Consider the following 18,464-nt stretch of genomic DNA (forward strand, 5'->3'; position numbering starts at 1 on the left):
AAATTAAAGAACTATGAAAAATTCAGAAAAACCAAATAATACAAAACCTGCAGACAAAACTCCTAACGATGGAATTGTACAGCCTGCAGCCGATGCTGCCACAGAATTAAAAGCTTTATTTGTTGACAGCCTTAAAGATATCTATTGGGCAGAAAATGCTCTGGTTGGCGCGCTGCCAAAAATGCAGAACAATGCTACAGATGCAGCTCTTGCTTCTGCTATCAAAGAACATCATGCCGTAACACAAAATCAGGTAAAAAGACTTGAAAAAGTTTTTGAACTGCTTGGTGAAAAAGCAGAAGGAAAAAAATGCGAAGCAATGGCAGGATTACTTAAAGAAGGTGACAGTATTCTGGAAGAAACACAGCCAGGAGCAGTTCGTGATGCAGGAATTATTGCGGCTTCACAAAAAATCGAGCATTATGAAATTGCAACCTATGGAACGCTTGTAGCATTTGCAAAAACGCTGGGAGAAAACGATGCTGCAAAATTGCTCACTCAAACACTTGCTGAAGAAAAAGAAGCAGACTGTTTACTAAATGATGTCGCATTAAACACCGTAAATATTGTAGCTGCAGAATAACAGCTGTAGTATTAAATAAAAAAATCTGCACTTGCTGCAGATTTTTTTGTTTATCGTTAATATGGAGGTGCTGTAGTATTAAAAACGATTATTGATTAATCCACTTTTTACTAAATTATCGATAAACGGAATTGAAAAAAATACACCTTATCAAACTTGTTACAAGTTATAATTTGCAACATATTTATAACTAAAAGAGATAGCCATTAAAAATAAAAACAGAAAACTGCCCTGTATAAAAAAGGAGTTTTCTGTTTTCATACTTACTAAATAATTTTATAAATCATTACTCAGCACCCGGTTTTTTCAAACCAATATCTTTCATTGGATATTTTTGATAAGTAGCTAAGTGAGCTGCAATAAGTCCCATTACACCAGGAATTCCCCACTCAAAATAACGATGTCCCTGACTCAATTGTTCTTTTGGGTCAGCATAAATATTGTACACCCACGGACTCATCCCAATACTTTGAATAGTCGACTGGTCCAGGTTTCTTCTTGTCGCCGAAGTATTAAAAACATTCATGTGTACTTTGTATTCCTGCCAGCGGATAGCCATAAATTTGGTTTCTGAATACATAAAAACGGCATTTCGATTTGACACTCCTTTGTCTGACAAGAAAAACGATAACTGGTCTACTCCATCAATATAATTACTTGAAGGAATTTTATCTAAAACTCCTGCTGCCGAAAGAGAAGTATTAAACATATCGCAAATATCAAATAAACCATCGCTTATACGTCCCGGAGCAATCATGCCTTTCCAGTAAGCAATTCCCGGAACTCTAACTCCACCTTCCCAAGTTGTGCCTTTTCCTCCTCTAAATGGTGTATAACCGCCATCTGGCCAAACATCTTCATTTGGACCGTTGTCAGAAGTAAGAAATACTAAGGTATTGTCGTCAATTTTTAAGTCTTGCAAAAGTTTCATTAATCTTCCCACAATGTCATCAACTTCAACAATAGCGTCTTTATACGGAATTGCTGCAGGGCTTTTTCCTTTATAACCTTCAGATACATAGTTATCGTTATGTACTTTAGAAAAAGAATGAATTAAATAGAACGGCTTATTTTCTTTTACCGAACGTTTGATGAAATCTTCGCTGTATTTTGCAAAAACCTGATCGACTTTAGAAAGTTCTTCAATATTTGATATTGGCTGCACAACCTTGTTTTCTCCTCCCTTTACACCAGTTAAGATATTTTGGTCTACCATTTTTTTCACTGCAGCCAATCGATCTGGTTTATTAATTAAATCAGGATAAATCCATTCATTAACAAGCTGTGCATATTCTGACTGAACAGAACCAAATCCCAGCCATTCATCATAACCAACTTCGTTTGGCAGACTTCCTTTGCTTTCGCCCAAATGCCATTTACCCGAAATAGCCGATTTATAACCGTTTTGAGAAAGTATTTTAGCCGTTGTATTTTCTGAAGCCCACGGATTTACTTTCGGATTTTCACCTGTAAGTGTTGGTCTTGTCAGCCCTGATCTTGCCGGAATTCTTCCCGTCATAATTGCCGCACGGCTTGGTGTACAAGTTGGCTGTGCATAGGTTGAAGTAAGCTGTAAACCTTCATGAGCCAGTTTATCCATGTTTGGTGTTGGTGCGCCAATCGCGACGCCTCCGCCATAAACACCAATATCTCCGTAACCCATATCATCAATAAGAATAATCAAGATATTCGGTTTCTTCTTTAATTTGCTCAATTTATCCTTCATCTCTTTATCCTGATCTGGATGCGGAATTGCAGGCTCTAAATAGTCTTTTACTTTAACCGTTGGGTTAAAATAGTTTTGCTGTGCGCTCATTTCAGCAACTAAAGCTAAAGCTAATAAAACAATGTACTTTCTCATAATTCTTTGATTTATGCTAAAATTTTTAATTCACAATTCACAATTATTTCAAGTCAATCTCGACCTTATCAATAATTCCCGTAAACTTAAATGGTGCTTTATATGATTTTGCAACTGGCGATCCTGAATCTTCACCAATTCCGAAAGTATCAATTCCGAAACGCGCTGCGACAGTTTTATCAATTCGGCCTTCACCGACTAATTTATCATTGATATACAGTTTTCCGGTTCCGCCTTTTCCTGTTCCGCCGCCATCGTAAGCAAAATCAAATCGTACGGTGCTTTTTCCAACCGGAAGTGCTTCTTTAGAAGTAATGACGTAACGGGCATCATCAAAATAATTGTAATGATAAACCAGTTTTCCGTTCTGAACATACAAAGCAAATCCCGCAGAACTTCCGCCAGAAGCCACAATAATACCGCTGTCTGATTTAGATTTCAGCTCAATTTCGGCTGTAATGCTGTGCGATTTATTTTTGGTATTTGGAGAAGCTGTTTCTGCCAGTCTGGTTGCGCCTGCGTAGAACGCAAAGTGTTTGCGTTTAGGATCTGACGGCGTAGGTTTTGGCGAAATTAATCTTCCTGTACCTCTGTCATCCAGCGGATAAACATTGTATTTCTTAGCTTCTTCATCAAAAATTGCTTTCAATTCTTTCAGCTTTTCGGGATATTTTTTAGCCAAATCAACCGATTCGCTGTAATCTTCATCAATATTATAAAGTTCCCATTTGTCTTTATCCCAATTTCCGGGTGCAAAATCCTGTCTCCACGGAAAAGTATGCTGTGTTGCCGCTACCCATCCATTATCATATATAGCCCGGTTACTGAAAATTTCAAAATATTGTCTCGTTCTAACAGGTTTAGCGTTTTTATCTGCAAAAGTCGACAAGAACGAAACCCCGTCCATAGGTTTCTGTTCAACACCATCAACGCTTTTTGGCGATGGTAAATGAGAAGCATCTAAAATCGTAGGAAGCACATCTATCAAATGCACAAACTGACTGCGCATACCGCCTTTATCTTTAATTACTTTTGGCCAGCTTACTACCATTGGATTTCGGCTTCCGCCAAAGTGAGACGCTACTTGTTTTACCCATTGAAAAGGAGCATTTCCTGCCCAAGCCCAGCCCACAGGATAATGTGGCTCGGTATTAGGGCCTCCAATTTCGTCAAGATGTTTTAAGTTGTCTGCCAAAGGAGTTGAAATACCGCTTAATGCTTTTATTTCATTAACTGTTCCTTCCATTCCTCCTTCAGAACTTGCACCGTTATCTCCCACAATATAAAATATCAACGTATTATCGGCATCCGGAAGTTTGCTTATTGCCTCTAAAAGACGTCCTGTTTCATGATCAGCAAACGAAAGATATCCTGCATAGTTTTCCATCAAACGCGCAAACAGTTTTTTCTGATCTGCCGAAAGTTTATCCCATGGTGTAACCCAGTCTGGTCTTGGAGTTAGTTTAGTTCCGGGCGGAATAATTCCCATTTTCAGTTGACGTTCATAGGTTTCCTGTCTCACAACATCCCAGCCTTTATCAAACTGTCCTTTAAATTTATCTCTCCATTCTTTTGGTGCATGATGCGGTGCGTGCGCAGCTCCGGGAGCAAAATACAGCATAACCGGTTTTTGAGGCGCAACCGATTTACTGTATTCCAGCCAGTTAATGGCTCTATCTGTCATATCAGTCATGAAATGATAACCTTGTTCCGGAGATTTGTCTGGCTCTACCGCTTTTGTATTTTCAAAAAGAACCGGATAATACTGATGTGTTTCTCCAGCATTAAATCCATAAAAGTAATCAAACCCTAAACCCGTAGGCCAGCGGTCAAAAGGACCAGTAACAGAAGTTTCCCAATCTGGTGTATTGTGATTTTTTCCAAACCAGCTTGTACTGTATCCGTTTCCTTTTAAAATTCTTCCAGAAGTTGCCGTCGTTTTTGGAATCATACAATTGTAACTCGGATATCCTGTTGCCCATTCGGCTAAGAAACCAGAACCTGCATTATGATGATTTCTTCCTGTCAATAATGCCGCTCGCGAAGGCCCGCAGATTGCAGTAGTATGAAATCGATTGTATTTTAAACCGTTTGCTGCCAGTTTATCTAATTCTGGTGTAGGAACTGGCCCTCCAAATGTACTTACCTGCCCAAAACCAACATCGTCTAAAAGAATAATAATTACGTTTGGCGCTCCCTGCGGAGGCGTAACGAGTTTTGGCCATTCTTCTTTTGAATCTTTGTACGTTTCTCCAATTTTTCCACCAAATGGAGGTTCTGGAATTGGCAGTATGGTTCGGTCTAGTTCTCCAGAATCTGTTTTTTCTGTAACAGAATCTGTTTTTTGAGATTGATTGCAGCTGAAAAGAAATACAGCTAAAATTAACAGCAGTTTTGGACTAATAAAAGACTTCATATTTCTAGTTTTAGTGATACCCACTAATTTACAAACCTGCGTATTACAAAACTTTTTAATGATGTTGCAGATTATAACTTGCAACAAAGTTTTTTAAGTCCTAAATTCTAAATCAATCTCAACCGTTTTTTTGATTTTTTCAACTCCTCTTTCTCGTATTAATTCTGCTGCATCGAGCATTTTGATAAAATGAATATAAGGTGTCGCCATGTCTGATTCTGGATCTCCGGCAAAAGGAGACAATGAATGTTCCAGAATTTGACTTAGAAAAAATTCAAACTTTTCGAGTGTAATTTCATCAAATGCTTTTTTAAATACTATAAAAGGATTCTCGAATTCTTCTTTTGTGAGAGATGAAAGATGAAAAACCTTTTCGCTGCGCAGGGATTCTTTTAGTTTCCATTTTTTGCTTTTGCCTTGCAGACAATAACAAACTTTAGAAAAAAAGTTTAAAGCCGTATAAAAAACAAAAGCATCAGAAGGATTGTTCTCTTTATAGATATTTTTTTTATAACTCAAAATTACGGCTTCACTTAAATTTTGTTTGTAATAATCCAGATGTGCAAAATCAAAAAAAACATCAATTGCCTTAAAAGCATTTCCTGTTACATATCCTGCCCAAGAGCAGGCTTTTAATAGTATTTTATCCTTTTTCATAGTCAGAACATTTAAAATTTACCGGCAAAGTAATGTGCTTTTAAAAGGATAACTTATTCGAAATACAGATATAATATTCTTACAAAAAAATCTCTTTTTGAAATAATTTTTTATCTTTGAAACTCATGATTTTTAGCCAAATGGCTTTATCTTTGAATCTTCAGAAAAATCAATATTCGTTATGGAACAGAAAATACATCAGGGAAGAAACGTCAAACGTTTTAGAGAAATGCTTAACATCAAGCAGGAAGCTTTGGCTTATGATCTGGGTGAAGACTGGAACCAAAAGAAAATTTCGATGCTGGAGCAAAAAGATGTAATCGAAGAAAACCTCTTGAAACAAATCTCAGCTGTATTAAAAATTCCTGTTGAAGCTTTTCAGAATTTTGATGAAGAACAAGCGATTAATATTATTTCTAATACTTTTGGAGAACACGCTTTCGCTAATTCATTTAATTACGGAACAATTAATATTCATCCAATTGAAAAATTGATTCAACTTCATGATGAAAAAATTGCTTTGTATGAAAGAATGTTGAAAGAGAAAGAGGAAATGATGGTGAGATTGGAGAAATTGATTGGGAAGTAACTATTTTCAATAAATAATAATATAACAAAGTTACCACTTTAATTTCTCTACATAACCTAGATTTTTAATAAAAGATAATGACATGCTAAGTAGATCATTATCTTTTATTATTTTATATATCTACTTCAATATTTCTTAAATTCACTTATGCAACCTAAAATTTAGGAAATGGAGAAGAATAAAATCTACGATCGTGATTTCAAAGTAAATGCAGTCAAATTAGCACTTGAAAAAAATCGTTTTAAAGCAGCAAAAGAACTTGGTATTGCGACTACCAACATCTATAGATGGGAAGCTGAACTTCAAAAATATGAAGCGGAAAGTTTTTGTGGGGTAGGACAATTTAGAAACCCCGAACAAAAACGGCTTGCTATACTTAAAATCACACTCACAAAAAGGCTACAAAAAGTGGAACGTCAAGTTGAAATTTTTAAGAGTGCAAGGAAATATATTTTGCAAGGAAAACCAATGATTTTTTATTTTATTGAAAACAATTTAGATAAATATTCAGTTTGTGGTATGTGTGAAGTTTTAGGTATAAGAGAAACGGCATATTATCGATGGAGAGATAAAATACTTTCTCCAAGACAACTTCAAACAAATTTAATAGACAAAGAAATTATTTCTATATTTTATGAAAATAAAGAGAGATATGGTAATTATAGGATTTCCGCAGAATTGCAAAGCCGTGGTTTTAAATTAAAACCTTGTACAGTTAATGGCTATATGAAAAAACTAGGTCTTGTCAGTAAACTAAATAGTAGTCATAAAAGTAAATCTGCTTCGCCTTTTATTCAACATAACCCGTGCATTTTTCCTAATTTACTAAATAGACAATTCAAAACTGATAAACCCTCTAAGGTTTGGGTATCGGGTATTACAAGTATCGAAATAGAAAGTAGGCTTATTTTTCTAACAATTATTATGGATTTATTTGACAGAAAAATTATTGGATATTGTCTAAGTGATCGATTAACAATAGAAGAAACCATAATACCAGCCTGGGAAATGGCAGTTCTAAATCGTAAACCTAAGAAAGGATTAATATTTCATTCTGATAGATCACCTCAATACGCTAATAAGTTGTTTAGTCGTAAATTGCACTCATATAAACATATTAAACAAAGTATGAGCAGGAAAGAGAATCATTTAGATAATATTGTGCCCAAAAAATTTTTTATCGCCCTTAAATCTAAACTAGCTACTTTAAATCAACTTCCTGTAAAAAAAATGGAAGAAAAAATACCTGTATATCTTGAACAAACATCAAAAGTTTTTAAGCACAAATTAATATAAACTTACTGTTATGAAAAACTACGATCGTACGTTCAAATTGAATGCAGTCAAATTAAGCTATAAGAGAGGTAAGGGACAAATTGCGAGTATTGAAAGGGAGTTAGGAATAACTGCAAGTTGTTTGTATCGATGGCGACAAGACTATGAAAAATTTGGAGCAGGAAGTTTTTGCGGAACAGGCTACTTAAAATTAACTCCTGAACAAAGTACAATTGCAAACCTAGAAAAGAAAGTTAAAAACTCAGAACTTACACTTGAAATTTTAAAAAGAGGCAATAAACATGTTGCACAAGGAAAAATAATGACTAAAGAGTTTATTGAGAATAACAAACATAAATTTTCAATCTTAAAAATGTGTGATGCACTAGGAGTTTCTAGAACCACTTATTATAGAAGAAAAAAACAAGAACTTTCGAATACTGAAATTCGAATAAATATATTGAAAGATGAAATCATATCAATATTTTATGAATTTAAACAAATATGTGGTTGTACAAAAATTGCTAAAGAACTTGAAAAAAGAGGATTTAAAATTACAGACTCACATGTAGCATCTTACATGAGAGCTCTTGGGCTTCATAGAAAAGCTAAAAGAAAGTACAAAGCAACTACAGATTCAATTCATAATCACTATGTGTCTCCAAATGTTTTAAATAGAGAGTTTAAAGTTACTAACCCTTCCCAAGTTTGGGTTTCGGACATTACATATATACAAACTATGCGAGGCTTTCTATATCTCACTATAATTATGGATTTATTTGATAGAAAAATCATAGGCTGGAGTTTAAGTGATACTATGAGTACTAAAAAAACTACTCTGTCAGCGTGGGAAATGGCAGTCAGGAACAGGAAACTCAGTTCAGATTTAATATTTCATTCTGATAGGGGTACTCAATATGCTAATAAGCTTTTCACTAAAAAACTGGATTCTTATAAGTGTATACGTCGTAGCATGAATCGTAGACAAAATCACAATGACAATGCTGTTTCCGAAAGTTTTTTCAAATCTTTAAAAATGGAATTAATTAATGGAAATAAACTTCTGCCGAGAAAACAGATGAGAGAGGAATTAAAAGAATACATTGAAAATTGGTATAATAAAAAAAGAAGGCATTCATATTTAGACTATAAAACAATCGAAGAATTTGATAAATTACATTTTATATAATTATATACTGTATCATCTCGGAAATCGTTTATGAGCATGTATAAAATCTATATTATTTATGATACAACGGTTTTAACAAAACTACTTTTCAAACTCATTAATAATTCTATCTAATTCCTCTTTATTTTTTGTATCTCCGTTAATACTATCCATTTCTCTTTTTAATTTAAACCAAGCAGGATCAGTTGCTCTTTTGGTGTAATTCCAAATAAGTTCCATGTCGTTCATGTATTTGTACTTAATGTAGATATCTCCGCTTTTTATAATATACTTTTGTCCTGAACGATCTAAAACATATCTTATATTATTATAATAATTTTGAGAAACTTCATTAGGATTTGCAATTCTAAACAATTGATTGTGAAATAAGTTTGAAAAAAAAACAGGACGATGTAAAACTTCATTTGGAACTACTGGACGAAGTTTTACATATCTATTTTGCCAATAATAATTGACTGAAAATAAAAGAGTCAAAATTATTAAGGCTATATATATCTTTTTTTCATTTCTCATCTTAATTCAAATTATCTATTCCTTCTTTTTAAAAACCTTATAAAAAACAAAAAGAATCAACAGCCAAATAGGAATTAATTCTACAGATATCTTCATATTCGTCATCCACATGATGGATAAAATTCCCAATAAAAATATGAAACAGATATAGTTGCTTACCGGATAAAATATAGAAGCAAATTTTGTTTTTGTGTTTTCCTTGTCTTTCGCACGTCTAAACTGCAAGTGCGTATACGAAATCATAACCCAGTTAATAACCAAGCATGACACTACTAAAGACATTAAAATACTAAAAGCTTCTTCTGGAATTACTTTATTTATTAAAATACAAACAGCGGCAAAACAGGATGAAACTAAAATAGCATTAACCGGCACTGATTGTTTGTTCAGTTTCTTTAAAAACTTAGGCGCACTGCCCTGATCTGCCAAACCAAATAACATTCTGGAGTTGCTGTACACACTGCTGTTGTATACAGATAAAGCGGCAGTTAATACAATTAAGTTAAGGACATTTGCGATAAGGCTTGTAAAAAATATTTTATTTCCAAAAAGCTCAAATTCCATTCCGTTTAAGTTTTGAAAAACCATTACAAACGGACTGCTGTCTGTTGTAATTTGTCTCCACGGCGACAAAGCAAATAAAATGACCAATGCGCCAACATAAAATATAAGAATTCTATAAATAACCTGATTGGTTGCTTTAGGAATGTTTTTTTCTGGATTTTCTGCTTCGGCAGCAGTAATTCCAATAAGTTCTAAACCGCCAAAAGAAAACATAATCAAAGCCATCGCCGACAATAATCCCTGAAAATCTCCTGCTGCCGTTTTTTCAAAAACACCTTTTGGAAAAAAACCTCCATCGTTATACAAATTATGAATACTGGCGTGTTCTCCTCCTGTACCGCTTATTAATAAATATGTACCAAAAAGAATCATGGCAATAATGGCGGCAACTTTTATAATAGAGAACCAAAATTCTGTTTCTCCGTACACTTTTACAGAAGCAAAATTTAAAGCATTAATAACCAGAAAGAAAAACAAACTGGATGCCCAAAGCGGAATTTCGGGCCACCAAAACTGTACATAAACACCAATGGCTGTAAGTTCGGCCATACTAACGAGAATATACAAAATCCAATAATTCCAACCCGATGCAAAACCCGCAAAAGAACCGCAGTATTTATAGGCAAAATAACTGAAACTTCCAGATACAGGTTCTTCGACAACCATTTCGCCAAGCTGTCTCATAATAAAGAAAGCGATAATTCCGGCAATAGCATATCCTAAAATAACCGAAGGTCCTGCCAATACGGCCGCCGGACCAATGCCCAGGAAAAGACCTGTTCCTATAGATCCGCCTAAGGCAATTAACTGAATGTGTCGGTTAGTCAGCCCGCGTTTAAGCTGATTTTCTTCTACGGCATCATGATTTTTTTTCACAGATTAGATTTTAAGGTATTTAAATGTATTCAAAAAATGTATAAACAGCGAAGATAAGTTAAAAAAGGAATCGTACAAACTTCTTTCTGTCTCATCTGTCAGAATCAAATATAAATATTTTAAGCTTTAAAAAACCAAACTCCCGGCTTGCTGCACGCTGATTTTAAAAGGATGGAAAAACAAAACACAACTTACTAAAAACCAATATGTTAAATAAATCAAAAAAGGGGAATTTTCCCCTTTTCTGGTACCTCTGCATTTATCTAATTTAGTCAAATCTTAAAAGCACAGTCAGAAGCCCCATTCTAATTACAATCTGCGCCATGAATCATTACTATTTCATTTAATACTTATACAATTTTATCAAAAGATGATTTTTGAAGTAATACAAATAATTGCAGAACAGGTAAATAACTATCTCGAAGAAATTGGGTTAGAGAAAACTGTTGTACCAGAAAATATCGCTTTTTTAGAATCGCAAAGTAATGATATAGACGATCCTTTAAAAGATGGCGTAGCACTTACATTAATCAATATTCACGAAGAAGCTGCTTTAAAAAACTTTCCAAATCATACGGTTGAAAATACAAAAACAATATACAGAAACAGCATCATCAATTTAAACCTGTATTTGCTGTTTAGCGCTAACAGAGATAAGTATATCAATTCTCTTAATGATATTTCAAAAATCATAGAATTTTTTCAGGGGAAAAAACTTTTTACACAAGCCAATACCATTTATAACCGAAATAGCAGCGCAATGAGCAATGTAGACAATTTTAGATTTACGGTTGAGCTCTACACTCCCACTTTTGAGGAACTAAATTATATCTGGGGAACATTGGGCGGCAAACAGCTTCCATCGGCTTTATATAAAGTAAGTCTGATACAAATTGAACGCAATATTGTACAGGCTGAAGGACAGCTTATTGGCGAATTTACTGGTATAACTAAAAAGAAAGATCAACAATGAGTTTTGCTGCCACATACGGATTGTTGTTTGAAGTAACGTTTCTTCATAATTATTTTCTCAATAACGGAGAAGAAACTTTTGCCAGTATGACAAATGCTGATAAACAAAAAATGCTCCAGCAGTTTACTACAGATGCATTTCTGGTACTAACACCCACTTTAGAAACCAATATTGTACTCAAAAACTATAAAATGACATTCAAAAAAACCAAAACAGGTTTTAGAATATATACTAAAGTAAAAGATGAATTTGAACCATTTATAAAAATCCCTGCAAATCTGAACCTTACGTTTTTAATTAAAATTAATGATTATCAATTTGAAAATTATACTAATCTTGATTTTGCTCTTACTCAGGCATATCATTTCAGTAATGTAAAACCATTAACTGAACCCGTTTCGTTTGAATATATTCCAAAAATAAGTGACAACAAACTTATTTCAAATGCATATTTAGTATCTGAAGAAACTACTGCTCATTTAGTTTCAGCACTGGAACCGTCAGAACAGCAAAATGTATTTGGCATTATTTCACTAACCGCAAAGGGCGACAACAGCTCCAGAAACATTGTAAATAATTTGGGCAAAATGCTAAGCCCGAATTTTAAAATTCATTTTGATAATCGGAAAACGCTTTGGAAATACATTAACCGTAAAGCAGGAACCGAAATTAAAACCAACGCCGCAAAACCATTAACACGTTCCGGTTTTGTAGAAATTGACCCGCTTACCGATTTTACGCCTGCACAGCCGGCAGAAAGCCAGTATCCAAATCCATCTGTAAAATCAATAACAAAAATCAATAGTGATTACTATTCGGAAATATTTATTTAATAATTAAAAAACAAATCAATTATGGCAACAACTTACAAAACGCCTGGAGTATATGTTGAGGAAATCGTAAAGTTTCCCCCTTCTGTTGCTCAGGTAGAGACAGCGATTCCCTGTTTTATCGGCTATACAGAAAAAGCCACGAACAAGATTAATGGAGATTTGAAATTAACACCAACAAGAATAACATCTCTTTTAGAATACGAACGCTTTTTTGGCTTTGCAAAACCAGAAACAACAATTAGTGTTACCATTAATGATGTTTCAGGCGATAATGGCGACACAAGATCTATTGTTGTCGATCAGCCCACTGCAAAACAGCCTTTTTTAATGTATTATTCTTTGCAGCTGTTCTTTGCAAATGGCGGCGGTCCCTGCTACATTATTTCGGTTGGGCGTTATGGAAATGATTTAGATGATACAGACACTCCGGTTGCAGCAATCAACAACAGCGCTGCATTAAACGACGGATTAGCAGAATTAGAAAAGGTAGACGAACCAACGCTGATTGTATTTCCAGACGCAACACAAGTAAGCGGCATAACAATAACTGATTTCTACGGATTATACAACAGTGCCTTAATGCAGTGCCAGAATCTTCAGGACAGATTTACTTTAATTGATACTTTAAGTTACGATGAATCAAGCCCGACAGATCCTAATATAGATGATTTGAGAAATAAAATCAGTTCTGAAAAAGACACTATTAAATACGGAGCTGTTTATTATCCTCATCTGGAAACCATTCTGGATTATGCTTTTGACAGCAGTAAAATTATTTTAAAACATTACTCTTACACAGCAAAAGCTTATGATCAAATTGCAGCAGGATTAGTTCCTATCGAAAATGCAACTACAGGAATTGACGCGACTGTAGCAAAATTGGTAGACGTTACTGCTGTTGCTCCATTTAATATTTCTGGTCAAATAAGCGATTTGTTTTTACAGATGTACAGTAATGACGCTACGGGTTTTGATCTTGGCGGAACTTTCGTAAGCGATCCTGCTAAAAAAACGGCTTTCATGACCAAACTGAATGATCTGCTTACTTCTCTAGAAAGTTTATCTCTTTTAAGAAACTCACTGAACGACGAAGCAAATGCTGCAATCAGCACAATATCTGATGAAGATGCGGTTATTGCAAATAACATTACAGGTGCTTTGACTGCATTTAATGCAAACTTTTCTGGTTCAAATAAAATTGACTCTGTATATAAAAACCTGAAAACATTAAAGAAAAAAATACAGGACGAGAATGCAGCAGCAAAACTGCTTAAAATTATATCAACTGATACTGTAAGTTTTGATAAAGAATTAAAAAAATTGGTTGACTACACTGATTTAAACACTCAAAACGATATTACGTTAATTGCAAATAATCTTTCTGGCATTAAAGCAAATCTGCTTACGTTATTAGATGCAATTAAATCTGTAAGCGGAAAAGATGTCAATAACGGAGAATTAAACGGAAGAAAATTAAGCACTTTAGAAAGTATCGACAATGCGACTTTTAATAAGATACTTACTGAAATTTACAATCTGCCAATTACACTTCCGCCAAGCTCTGCTATTGCAGGAGTTTATGCCAGAGTTGACAGAGACAGAGGCGTATGGAAAGCACCTGCAAATGTAAGTTTGAACTATGTAATACAACCAACCGTAAAAATAACAAATACCATTCAGGACAACTTAAATGTTGATACTGTGGCAGGTAAATCAATTAATGCTATCAGAACATTTACCGGCAAGGGAACCTTGGTTTGGGGGTCAAGAACCTTAGCCGGTAATGATAGTGAATGGCGTTATGTACCCGTTCGCCGCTTCTTTAATATGGCCGAAGAATCGATTAAAAAAGCAACAGAACAGTTTGTTTTTGAACCAAACGATGCCAATACCTGGATAAGAGTAAGAGCTATGATTGAGAATTTCTTAATTCTTCAATGGAGAGCCGGAGCTTTGGCAGGAGCCAAACCAGAACAAGCTTTTTATGTACGAATTGGATTGGGACAAACCATGTCTGCTATGGATATTTTAGACGGTAAAATGATAATCGAAATTGGTTTGGCAGTAGTTCGTCCGGCTGAGTTCATTATTCTTCGTTTCTCTCACAAAATGCAGGAATCTTAATTAAATCATCATTAAAAAATATAGATCATGAGTTATCCGTTACCAAAGTTTCATTTCTCAGTTGACTGGGGAGGAACAAAAATAGGTTTTACAGAAGTTTCCGGATTAGATGTAGAAACCGAAGTTATTGAGTACCGTCAGGGTGCAAGTCCGGAATACAGCAAAATCAAAATGCCGGGCATGCAGAAGTACTCTAACATTACCATGAAAAGAGGCACTTTTAAAAGCGATAATGAATATTATGCATGGTGGAATACCGTTAAACTAAACACCATCGAAAGAAGGGATATTACCATCAAACTGCTTAACGAGGAACACGAACCCGTGATTACCTGGAAAGTAAAAAATGCATGGCCTACAAAAGTACAGTCAACTGATTTAAAAGCCGATGGAAACGAAGTAGCCATCGAGTCAATTGAATTGGTTCACGAAGGTTTATCTATTCAAAATGATTAGTCATGGCTAACTATTATCCACCCGTAGGTTTTCATTTTCTGGTTGAATTTGATCAGCTGGGCACAAAAGAAAAAGACCATCAATTTCAATCCGTATCAGGGCTCTCCGTAGATCTTGAAACGGAAGAAATTGTCGAGGGTGGAGAAAACAGATTCAAACACAAACTTCCTGTAAAAACCAAATATCCCAATTTGGTTTTAAAAAGAGGAATTCTTATTGATTCTGACGTAATTGAATGGTGCCGGAAAGCATTAGAAAATTTCGAGTTTAAGCCCGTCGATTTAACTGTAAAACTCTTAAATCAGGATCACGAACCTTTAATGCACTGGAAAGTGGTACATGCTTATCCCGTAAAATGGGCTGTTGAAGATTTTAGTGCTCTGGAAAGCAAAATTGTTGTTGAAAGCTTTGAGCTTGCTTATAATTATTTCACCCTTCATAAAAAATAATTTTATCATGCCAATTGAAATCAAAGAGCTTCACATTAAAATAAACGTGAACGAAAGCTCAAATTCGGGTGCAAAACCAGCTGCTTCACCTTCATCAAACAATGAAAAAGATACTGTGGCTGAGTGTGTCGAGCAAGTAATGAAAATTATTGAACGCAAAAAAGAACGCTGATATGACAACTGGTGAATTAAAAAAACTGAAGATTATTGCGTACAGCGATCCGCAATTCAACAATCCTGTTTCGGATATTGAAGAGTTTGTTACTTTGATGAATCCCGAAAAATATACGTTTCATTACAAGATTGAGCAAGATACAACTCAGGCCGCCGGAACGAGCAGTCCTGCACCAAGGTTTACTGCAATTGCTCCCGAAGAACTAGAATTGGATTTTGTTTTTGACCGAACAGGCGTTATTGCCGGAAAGGAAAGTACAGAAAATGGTGTTATTGAAGACATTGAGCATTTTAGAAAAGTAATTTTAGAATACAATGGCACAGAACATAAGCCAAACTATTTAAAAATCGCCTGGGGAAGTCTGCTTTTCAAAGGATCTCTCACAGAAATGACCATTGAGTATAAACTTTTCAGACCAGATGGCACGCCCATTAGAGCCATTGCAAAAGGAAAATTCAAAGGTGTTGTTGAAGATGAATTAAGAGCAAAACAGCAAAACAATCAATCTCCAGATTTAACGCATACCAGAATTGTAAAAGCGGGCGATACGCTTCCTTTAATGTCTTTTAAAATCTATGGCGATTCAAAATATTATCTCGAAGTAGCAAAAGCCAATAAGCTTATCAATTTCAGAAAATTAAAAATCGGCCAGAAAATATTTTTTCCTCCACTGCAAAAACAACAATAGATGAACAATAGCGGCGTCATACAAACCAGTAAAAGTGCAGATTTAGTTACGCACAAACTGCTCATTGAAGGAAATGAACTATCTGGTGTTTATCAGGTTATGAGCATTGTTGTTCATAATGAGGTGAACAGAATCCCTATGGCGCAGATTGTTTTAACCGATGGAGATGCATCTGCACAAGATTTTAAATTGAGCAATGAAGATTTACTCATTCCGGGGAAAAAAATAGAAATAAAAGCGGGCTATCACAGTGATGAAGAAACGATTTACAAAGGAATTGTGGTAAAACATTCTATAAAAATAAAAGACAATTCTTCCCTGTTAATTGTAGAATGCAAAGACGAAGCGGTAAAACTGACTATTGGCAGAAAAAGCAAATATTTTTATGATGTAAAAGACAGTGACGCTTTTGAAGACATTATAGGCACTTATGGATTGCAAAAAGACGTAGAAAGCACTAATTATAGCCACAAAGAGTTAGTGCAGTACAATACTTCTGATTGGGATTTTATTGTGTCTCGTGCGCAGGCAAACGGAAAATTATGTTTTGTTGAAAATGGCAAAATTTCGATTAAAAAACCAGATTTAACTTCTGAACCAGTCGAAACGGTTGCTTTTGGTTCGAGTATGCTTGATTTTGATGCCGAAATCGATGCCAGAAATCAGTTTGCTAAAGTTTCATCTTACAGCTGGAATGCATCCAATCAGGAATTATTAGAAATTGAAGCCAAAGATCCAAGCGTAAGTCTAAACGGAAATTTATCTCCTTCGGATTTATCTGATATCGTAAAGCTTGAAAATTTAGAATTGCGCCACGGCGGTCATGTTACCGATACCGAATTGCAAGATTGGGCCGATGCAAAATTATTATTCCAACAGCTTTCAAAAGTTCGCGGAAGAGTAAAATTTCAAGGCATTCCCGCTGTAAAACCCAATACCATTATCACGCTTGAAGGCGTTGGAGACCGCTTTAACGGCAAAGCATACATTACGGGCGTTTTCCATGAAATTGCAAACGGAAACTGGACAGTAAATGTGCAGTTTGGATTGAATCCCGAATGGTTTTCTGAAACGTATGATCTCAATACGCCATCGGCTTCAGGAATAATTCCATCCATAAAAGGACTGCATATTGGTATTGTAACCCAACTTCAGGACGATCCCGATGGTGAAGACAGAATTTTGGTCAAAATCCCAATTATCAATAATGATGAACAGGGCATTTGGTGCAGAATAGCTGCCTTAGATGCGGGTGACAACAGAGGTACTTTTTTCAGGCCGGAAATTGAAGACGAAGTAATTATTGGTTTCATCAACGAAGATCCAAATGATGCTATTGTATTGGGAATGCTCCACAGCAGTGCAAAACCCGCTCCTCTAAAAGCAGCCGACGATAATCATCAAAAAGGGATTTTTACAAGAAGCGAAATGAAAGTACTCTTTGACGATGATAAAAAATCGATAGCCATTGAAACTCCGGCAGGCAAAAAAATAACACTCGACGAAGACAAAGGTTCAATAGTTATTGAAGACGAAAATTCGAACATCATTACAATTGACAGTGCAGGAATAAAAATGGAAAGTGCGGGCGATATTTCAATAAAAGCAACAGGCGATGTAAAAATTGAAGGCATGAATGTAAATCTAAAAGCAACTGCCCAATTTAAAGCCGAAGGCAATGCCGGCGCAGAAATGTCATCGGCAGCAGTGGCGATTGTAAAAGGCAGTATTGTACAGATAAATTAAATTATTTCTATTCCTTTTAATTTAAAAAATCTTTTTAACACATAGAAACATAGTTTTTTATGTCAAAAAAAGAAAGTAAAAGAACCCAGTTTCCACACATGGATGCACTATGTGCATTTAAATTAGTGAAACGCCTTTTTTAAAGTTGCGGAGAACTATGTTTCTATGTGTTAAACAATTACAGCTAACTTAATAATTATAATTATGGGATTACCGGCCGCAAGAATTAACGATATGCATGTCTGCCCAATGGTAACAGCAACTGTTCCTCATGTTGGCGGACCAATTTTACCGCCGGGTTCGCCTACAGTTTTAATAGGCGGTCAGCCTGCAGCCTGTTTGGGAGATATGATTGTTTGTACAGGTCCGCCGGATAGTATCATTGCGGGTTCTAGTACAGTGCTGATTGGAGGAAAACCAGCTGCCAGAATGGGAGATTCAACCGCACATGGCGGCACAATTGTAATGGGATGCCCAACGGTTTTAATAGGTTAATC

18 protein-coding genes are annotated in these 18,464 nt (G+C 35.3%); 13 read left to right on the top strand and 5 right to left on the bottom strand.

What is annotated here, in order from left to right; genetic code table 11:
• Window positions 1–13 precede the first annotated feature (13 nt).
• Complete coding sequence (locus ACTJIW_RS13455) at window positions 14–583, top strand: YciE/YciF ferroxidase family protein (protein ID WP_440716731.1); 570 nt, start codon at window positions 14–16, stop codon at window positions 581–583.
• 286 nt (window positions 584–869) lie between these two features.
• Here the strand turns inward: ACTJIW_RS13455 and ACTJIW_RS13460 are convergent, their stop codons facing one another.
• The 3 genes from ACTJIW_RS13460 to ACTJIW_RS13470 all read right to left on the bottom strand — a co-directional run bounded on the left by ACTJIW_RS13460 (window position 870) and on the right by ACTJIW_RS13470 (window position 5,517).
• On the bottom strand, window positions 870–2,444 hold the full coding sequence (locus ACTJIW_RS13460) for an arylsulfatase (RefSeq protein WP_440716732.1): 1,575 nt from the start codon (window positions 2,442–2,444) through the stop codon (window positions 870–872).
• Window positions 2,445–2,487: 43 nt separating this feature from the next.
• The gene (locus ACTJIW_RS13465; RefSeq protein WP_440716733.1) at window positions 2,488–4,860 is read right to left on the bottom strand and encodes a sulfatase-like hydrolase/transferase; all 2,373 of its coding nucleotides are present in this window, start codon (window positions 4,858–4,860) and stop codon (window positions 2,488–2,490) included.
• Between the two features lie 93 nt (window positions 4,861–4,953).
• Window positions 4,954–5,517 carry a hypothetical protein gene (locus ACTJIW_RS13470; RefSeq protein ID WP_440716734.1) on the bottom strand — a complete coding sequence of 188 codons (564 nt, stop codon included), beginning with the start codon at window positions 5,515–5,517 and terminating at the stop codon, window positions 4,954–4,956.
• A 181-nt stretch (window positions 5,518–5,698) separates the two neighbouring features.
• On the opposite strand from ACTJIW_RS13470, the gene ACTJIW_RS13475 reads away from it, so the two are divergent.
• The 3 genes from ACTJIW_RS13475 (at window position 5,699) to ACTJIW_RS13485 (ending at window position 8,570) form a co-directional block, all read left to right on the top strand.
• Complete coding sequence (locus tag ACTJIW_RS13475; protein ID WP_440716735.1) at window positions 5,699–6,106, top strand: XRE family transcriptional regulator; 408 nt, start codon at window positions 5,699–5,701, stop codon at window positions 6,104–6,106.
• 168 nt (window positions 6,107–6,274) lie between these two features.
• On the top strand, window positions 6,275–7,402 hold the full coding sequence (locus ACTJIW_RS13480) for an IS3 family transposase (RefSeq protein ID WP_440716736.1): 1,128 nt from the start codon (window positions 6,275–6,277) through the stop codon (window positions 7,400–7,402).
• 10 nt (window positions 7,403–7,412) lie between these two features.
• Entirely contained in the window at window positions 7,413–8,570 is a 1,158-nt protein-coding gene (locus tag ACTJIW_RS13485) for an IS3 family transposase (RefSeq protein WP_440716737.1), read from the top strand.
• An 81-nt stretch (window positions 8,571–8,651) separates the two neighbouring features.
• Here ACTJIW_RS13485 and ACTJIW_RS13490 read toward each other — a convergent pair whose 3' ends face one another.
• Window positions 8,652–9,044 (bottom strand): hypothetical protein, encoded by a 393-nt coding sequence (locus tag ACTJIW_RS13490; protein WP_440716738.1) that lies wholly within the window; start codon window positions 9,042–9,044, stop codon window positions 8,652–8,654.
• Between the two features lie 54 nt (window positions 9,045–9,098).
• Complete coding sequence (locus tag ACTJIW_RS13495) at window positions 9,099–10,523, bottom strand: amino acid permease (RefSeq protein WP_433810865.1); 1,425 nt, start codon at window positions 10,521–10,523, stop codon at window positions 9,099–9,101.
• A gap of 370 nt (window positions 10,524–10,893) precedes the next feature.
• Between ACTJIW_RS13495 and ACTJIW_RS13500 the strand changes: the two genes are divergently transcribed.
• The 9 genes from ACTJIW_RS13500 to ACTJIW_RS13540 all read left to right on the top strand — a co-directional run bounded on the left by ACTJIW_RS13500 (window position 10,894) and on the right by ACTJIW_RS13540 (window position 18,462).
• Complete coding sequence (locus ACTJIW_RS13500) at window positions 10,894–11,496, top strand: DUF4255 domain-containing protein (RefSeq protein ID WP_121361374.1); 603 nt, start codon at window positions 10,894–10,896, stop codon at window positions 11,494–11,496.
• Complete coding sequence (locus tag ACTJIW_RS13505; protein ID WP_440716739.1) at window positions 11,493–12,329, top strand: hypothetical protein; 837 nt, start codon at window positions 11,493–11,495, stop codon at window positions 12,327–12,329. Before ACTJIW_RS13500 ends, ACTJIW_RS13505 begins: the two co-directional genes overlap by 4 nt.
• A 21-nt stretch (window positions 12,330–12,350) precedes the next feature.
• Window positions 12,351–14,453 carry a phage tail sheath C-terminal domain-containing protein gene (locus tag ACTJIW_RS13510; RefSeq protein WP_440716740.1) on the top strand — a complete coding sequence of 701 codons (2,103 nt, stop codon included), beginning with the start codon at window positions 12,351–12,353 and terminating at the stop codon, window positions 14,451–14,453.
• 27 nt (window positions 14,454–14,480) lie between these two features.
• Window positions 14,481–14,909: a phage tail protein gene (locus ACTJIW_RS13515; RefSeq protein ID WP_007806487.1), complete on the top strand. Its 429-nt coding sequence runs from the start codon at window positions 14,481–14,483 to the stop codon at window positions 14,907–14,909.
• 2 nt (window positions 14,910–14,911) lie between these two features.
• Window positions 14,912–15,358, top strand: a complete 447-nt coding sequence (locus ACTJIW_RS13520) for a phage tail protein (protein WP_012025138.1) — start codon at window positions 14,912–14,914, stop codon at window positions 15,356–15,358.
• A gap of 7 nt (window positions 15,359–15,365) precedes the next feature.
• A complete protein-coding gene (locus ACTJIW_RS13525) occupies window positions 15,366–15,530 on the top strand; it encodes a DUF5908 family protein (protein ID WP_440716741.1) in 165 nt (54 codons plus the stop codon).
• 1 nt (window position 15,531) lies between these two features.
• Window positions 15,532–16,221 carry a CIS tube protein gene (locus tag ACTJIW_RS13530; protein WP_012025140.1) on the top strand — a complete coding sequence of 230 codons (690 nt, stop codon included), beginning with the start codon at window positions 15,532–15,534 and terminating at the stop codon, window positions 16,219–16,221.
• Complete coding sequence (vgrG, locus tag ACTJIW_RS13535) at window positions 16,222–17,967, top strand: type VI secretion system tip protein VgrG (RefSeq protein WP_440716742.1); 1,746 nt, start codon at window positions 16,222–16,224, stop codon at window positions 17,965–17,967.
• A 204-nt stretch (window positions 17,968–18,171) separates the two neighbouring features.
• Window positions 18,172–18,462 (top strand): PAAR domain-containing protein, encoded by a 291-nt coding sequence (locus ACTJIW_RS13540; RefSeq protein WP_012025142.1) that lies wholly within the window; start codon window positions 18,172–18,174, stop codon window positions 18,460–18,462.
• Window positions 18,463–18,464: the final 2 nt, after the last annotated feature.

The organism is Flavobacterium sp. 22659, assembly GCF_052044235.1.
Taxonomy (GTDB): Bacteria; Bacteroidota; Bacteroidia; order Flavobacteriales; family Flavobacteriaceae; genus Flavobacterium; species Flavobacterium johnsoniae.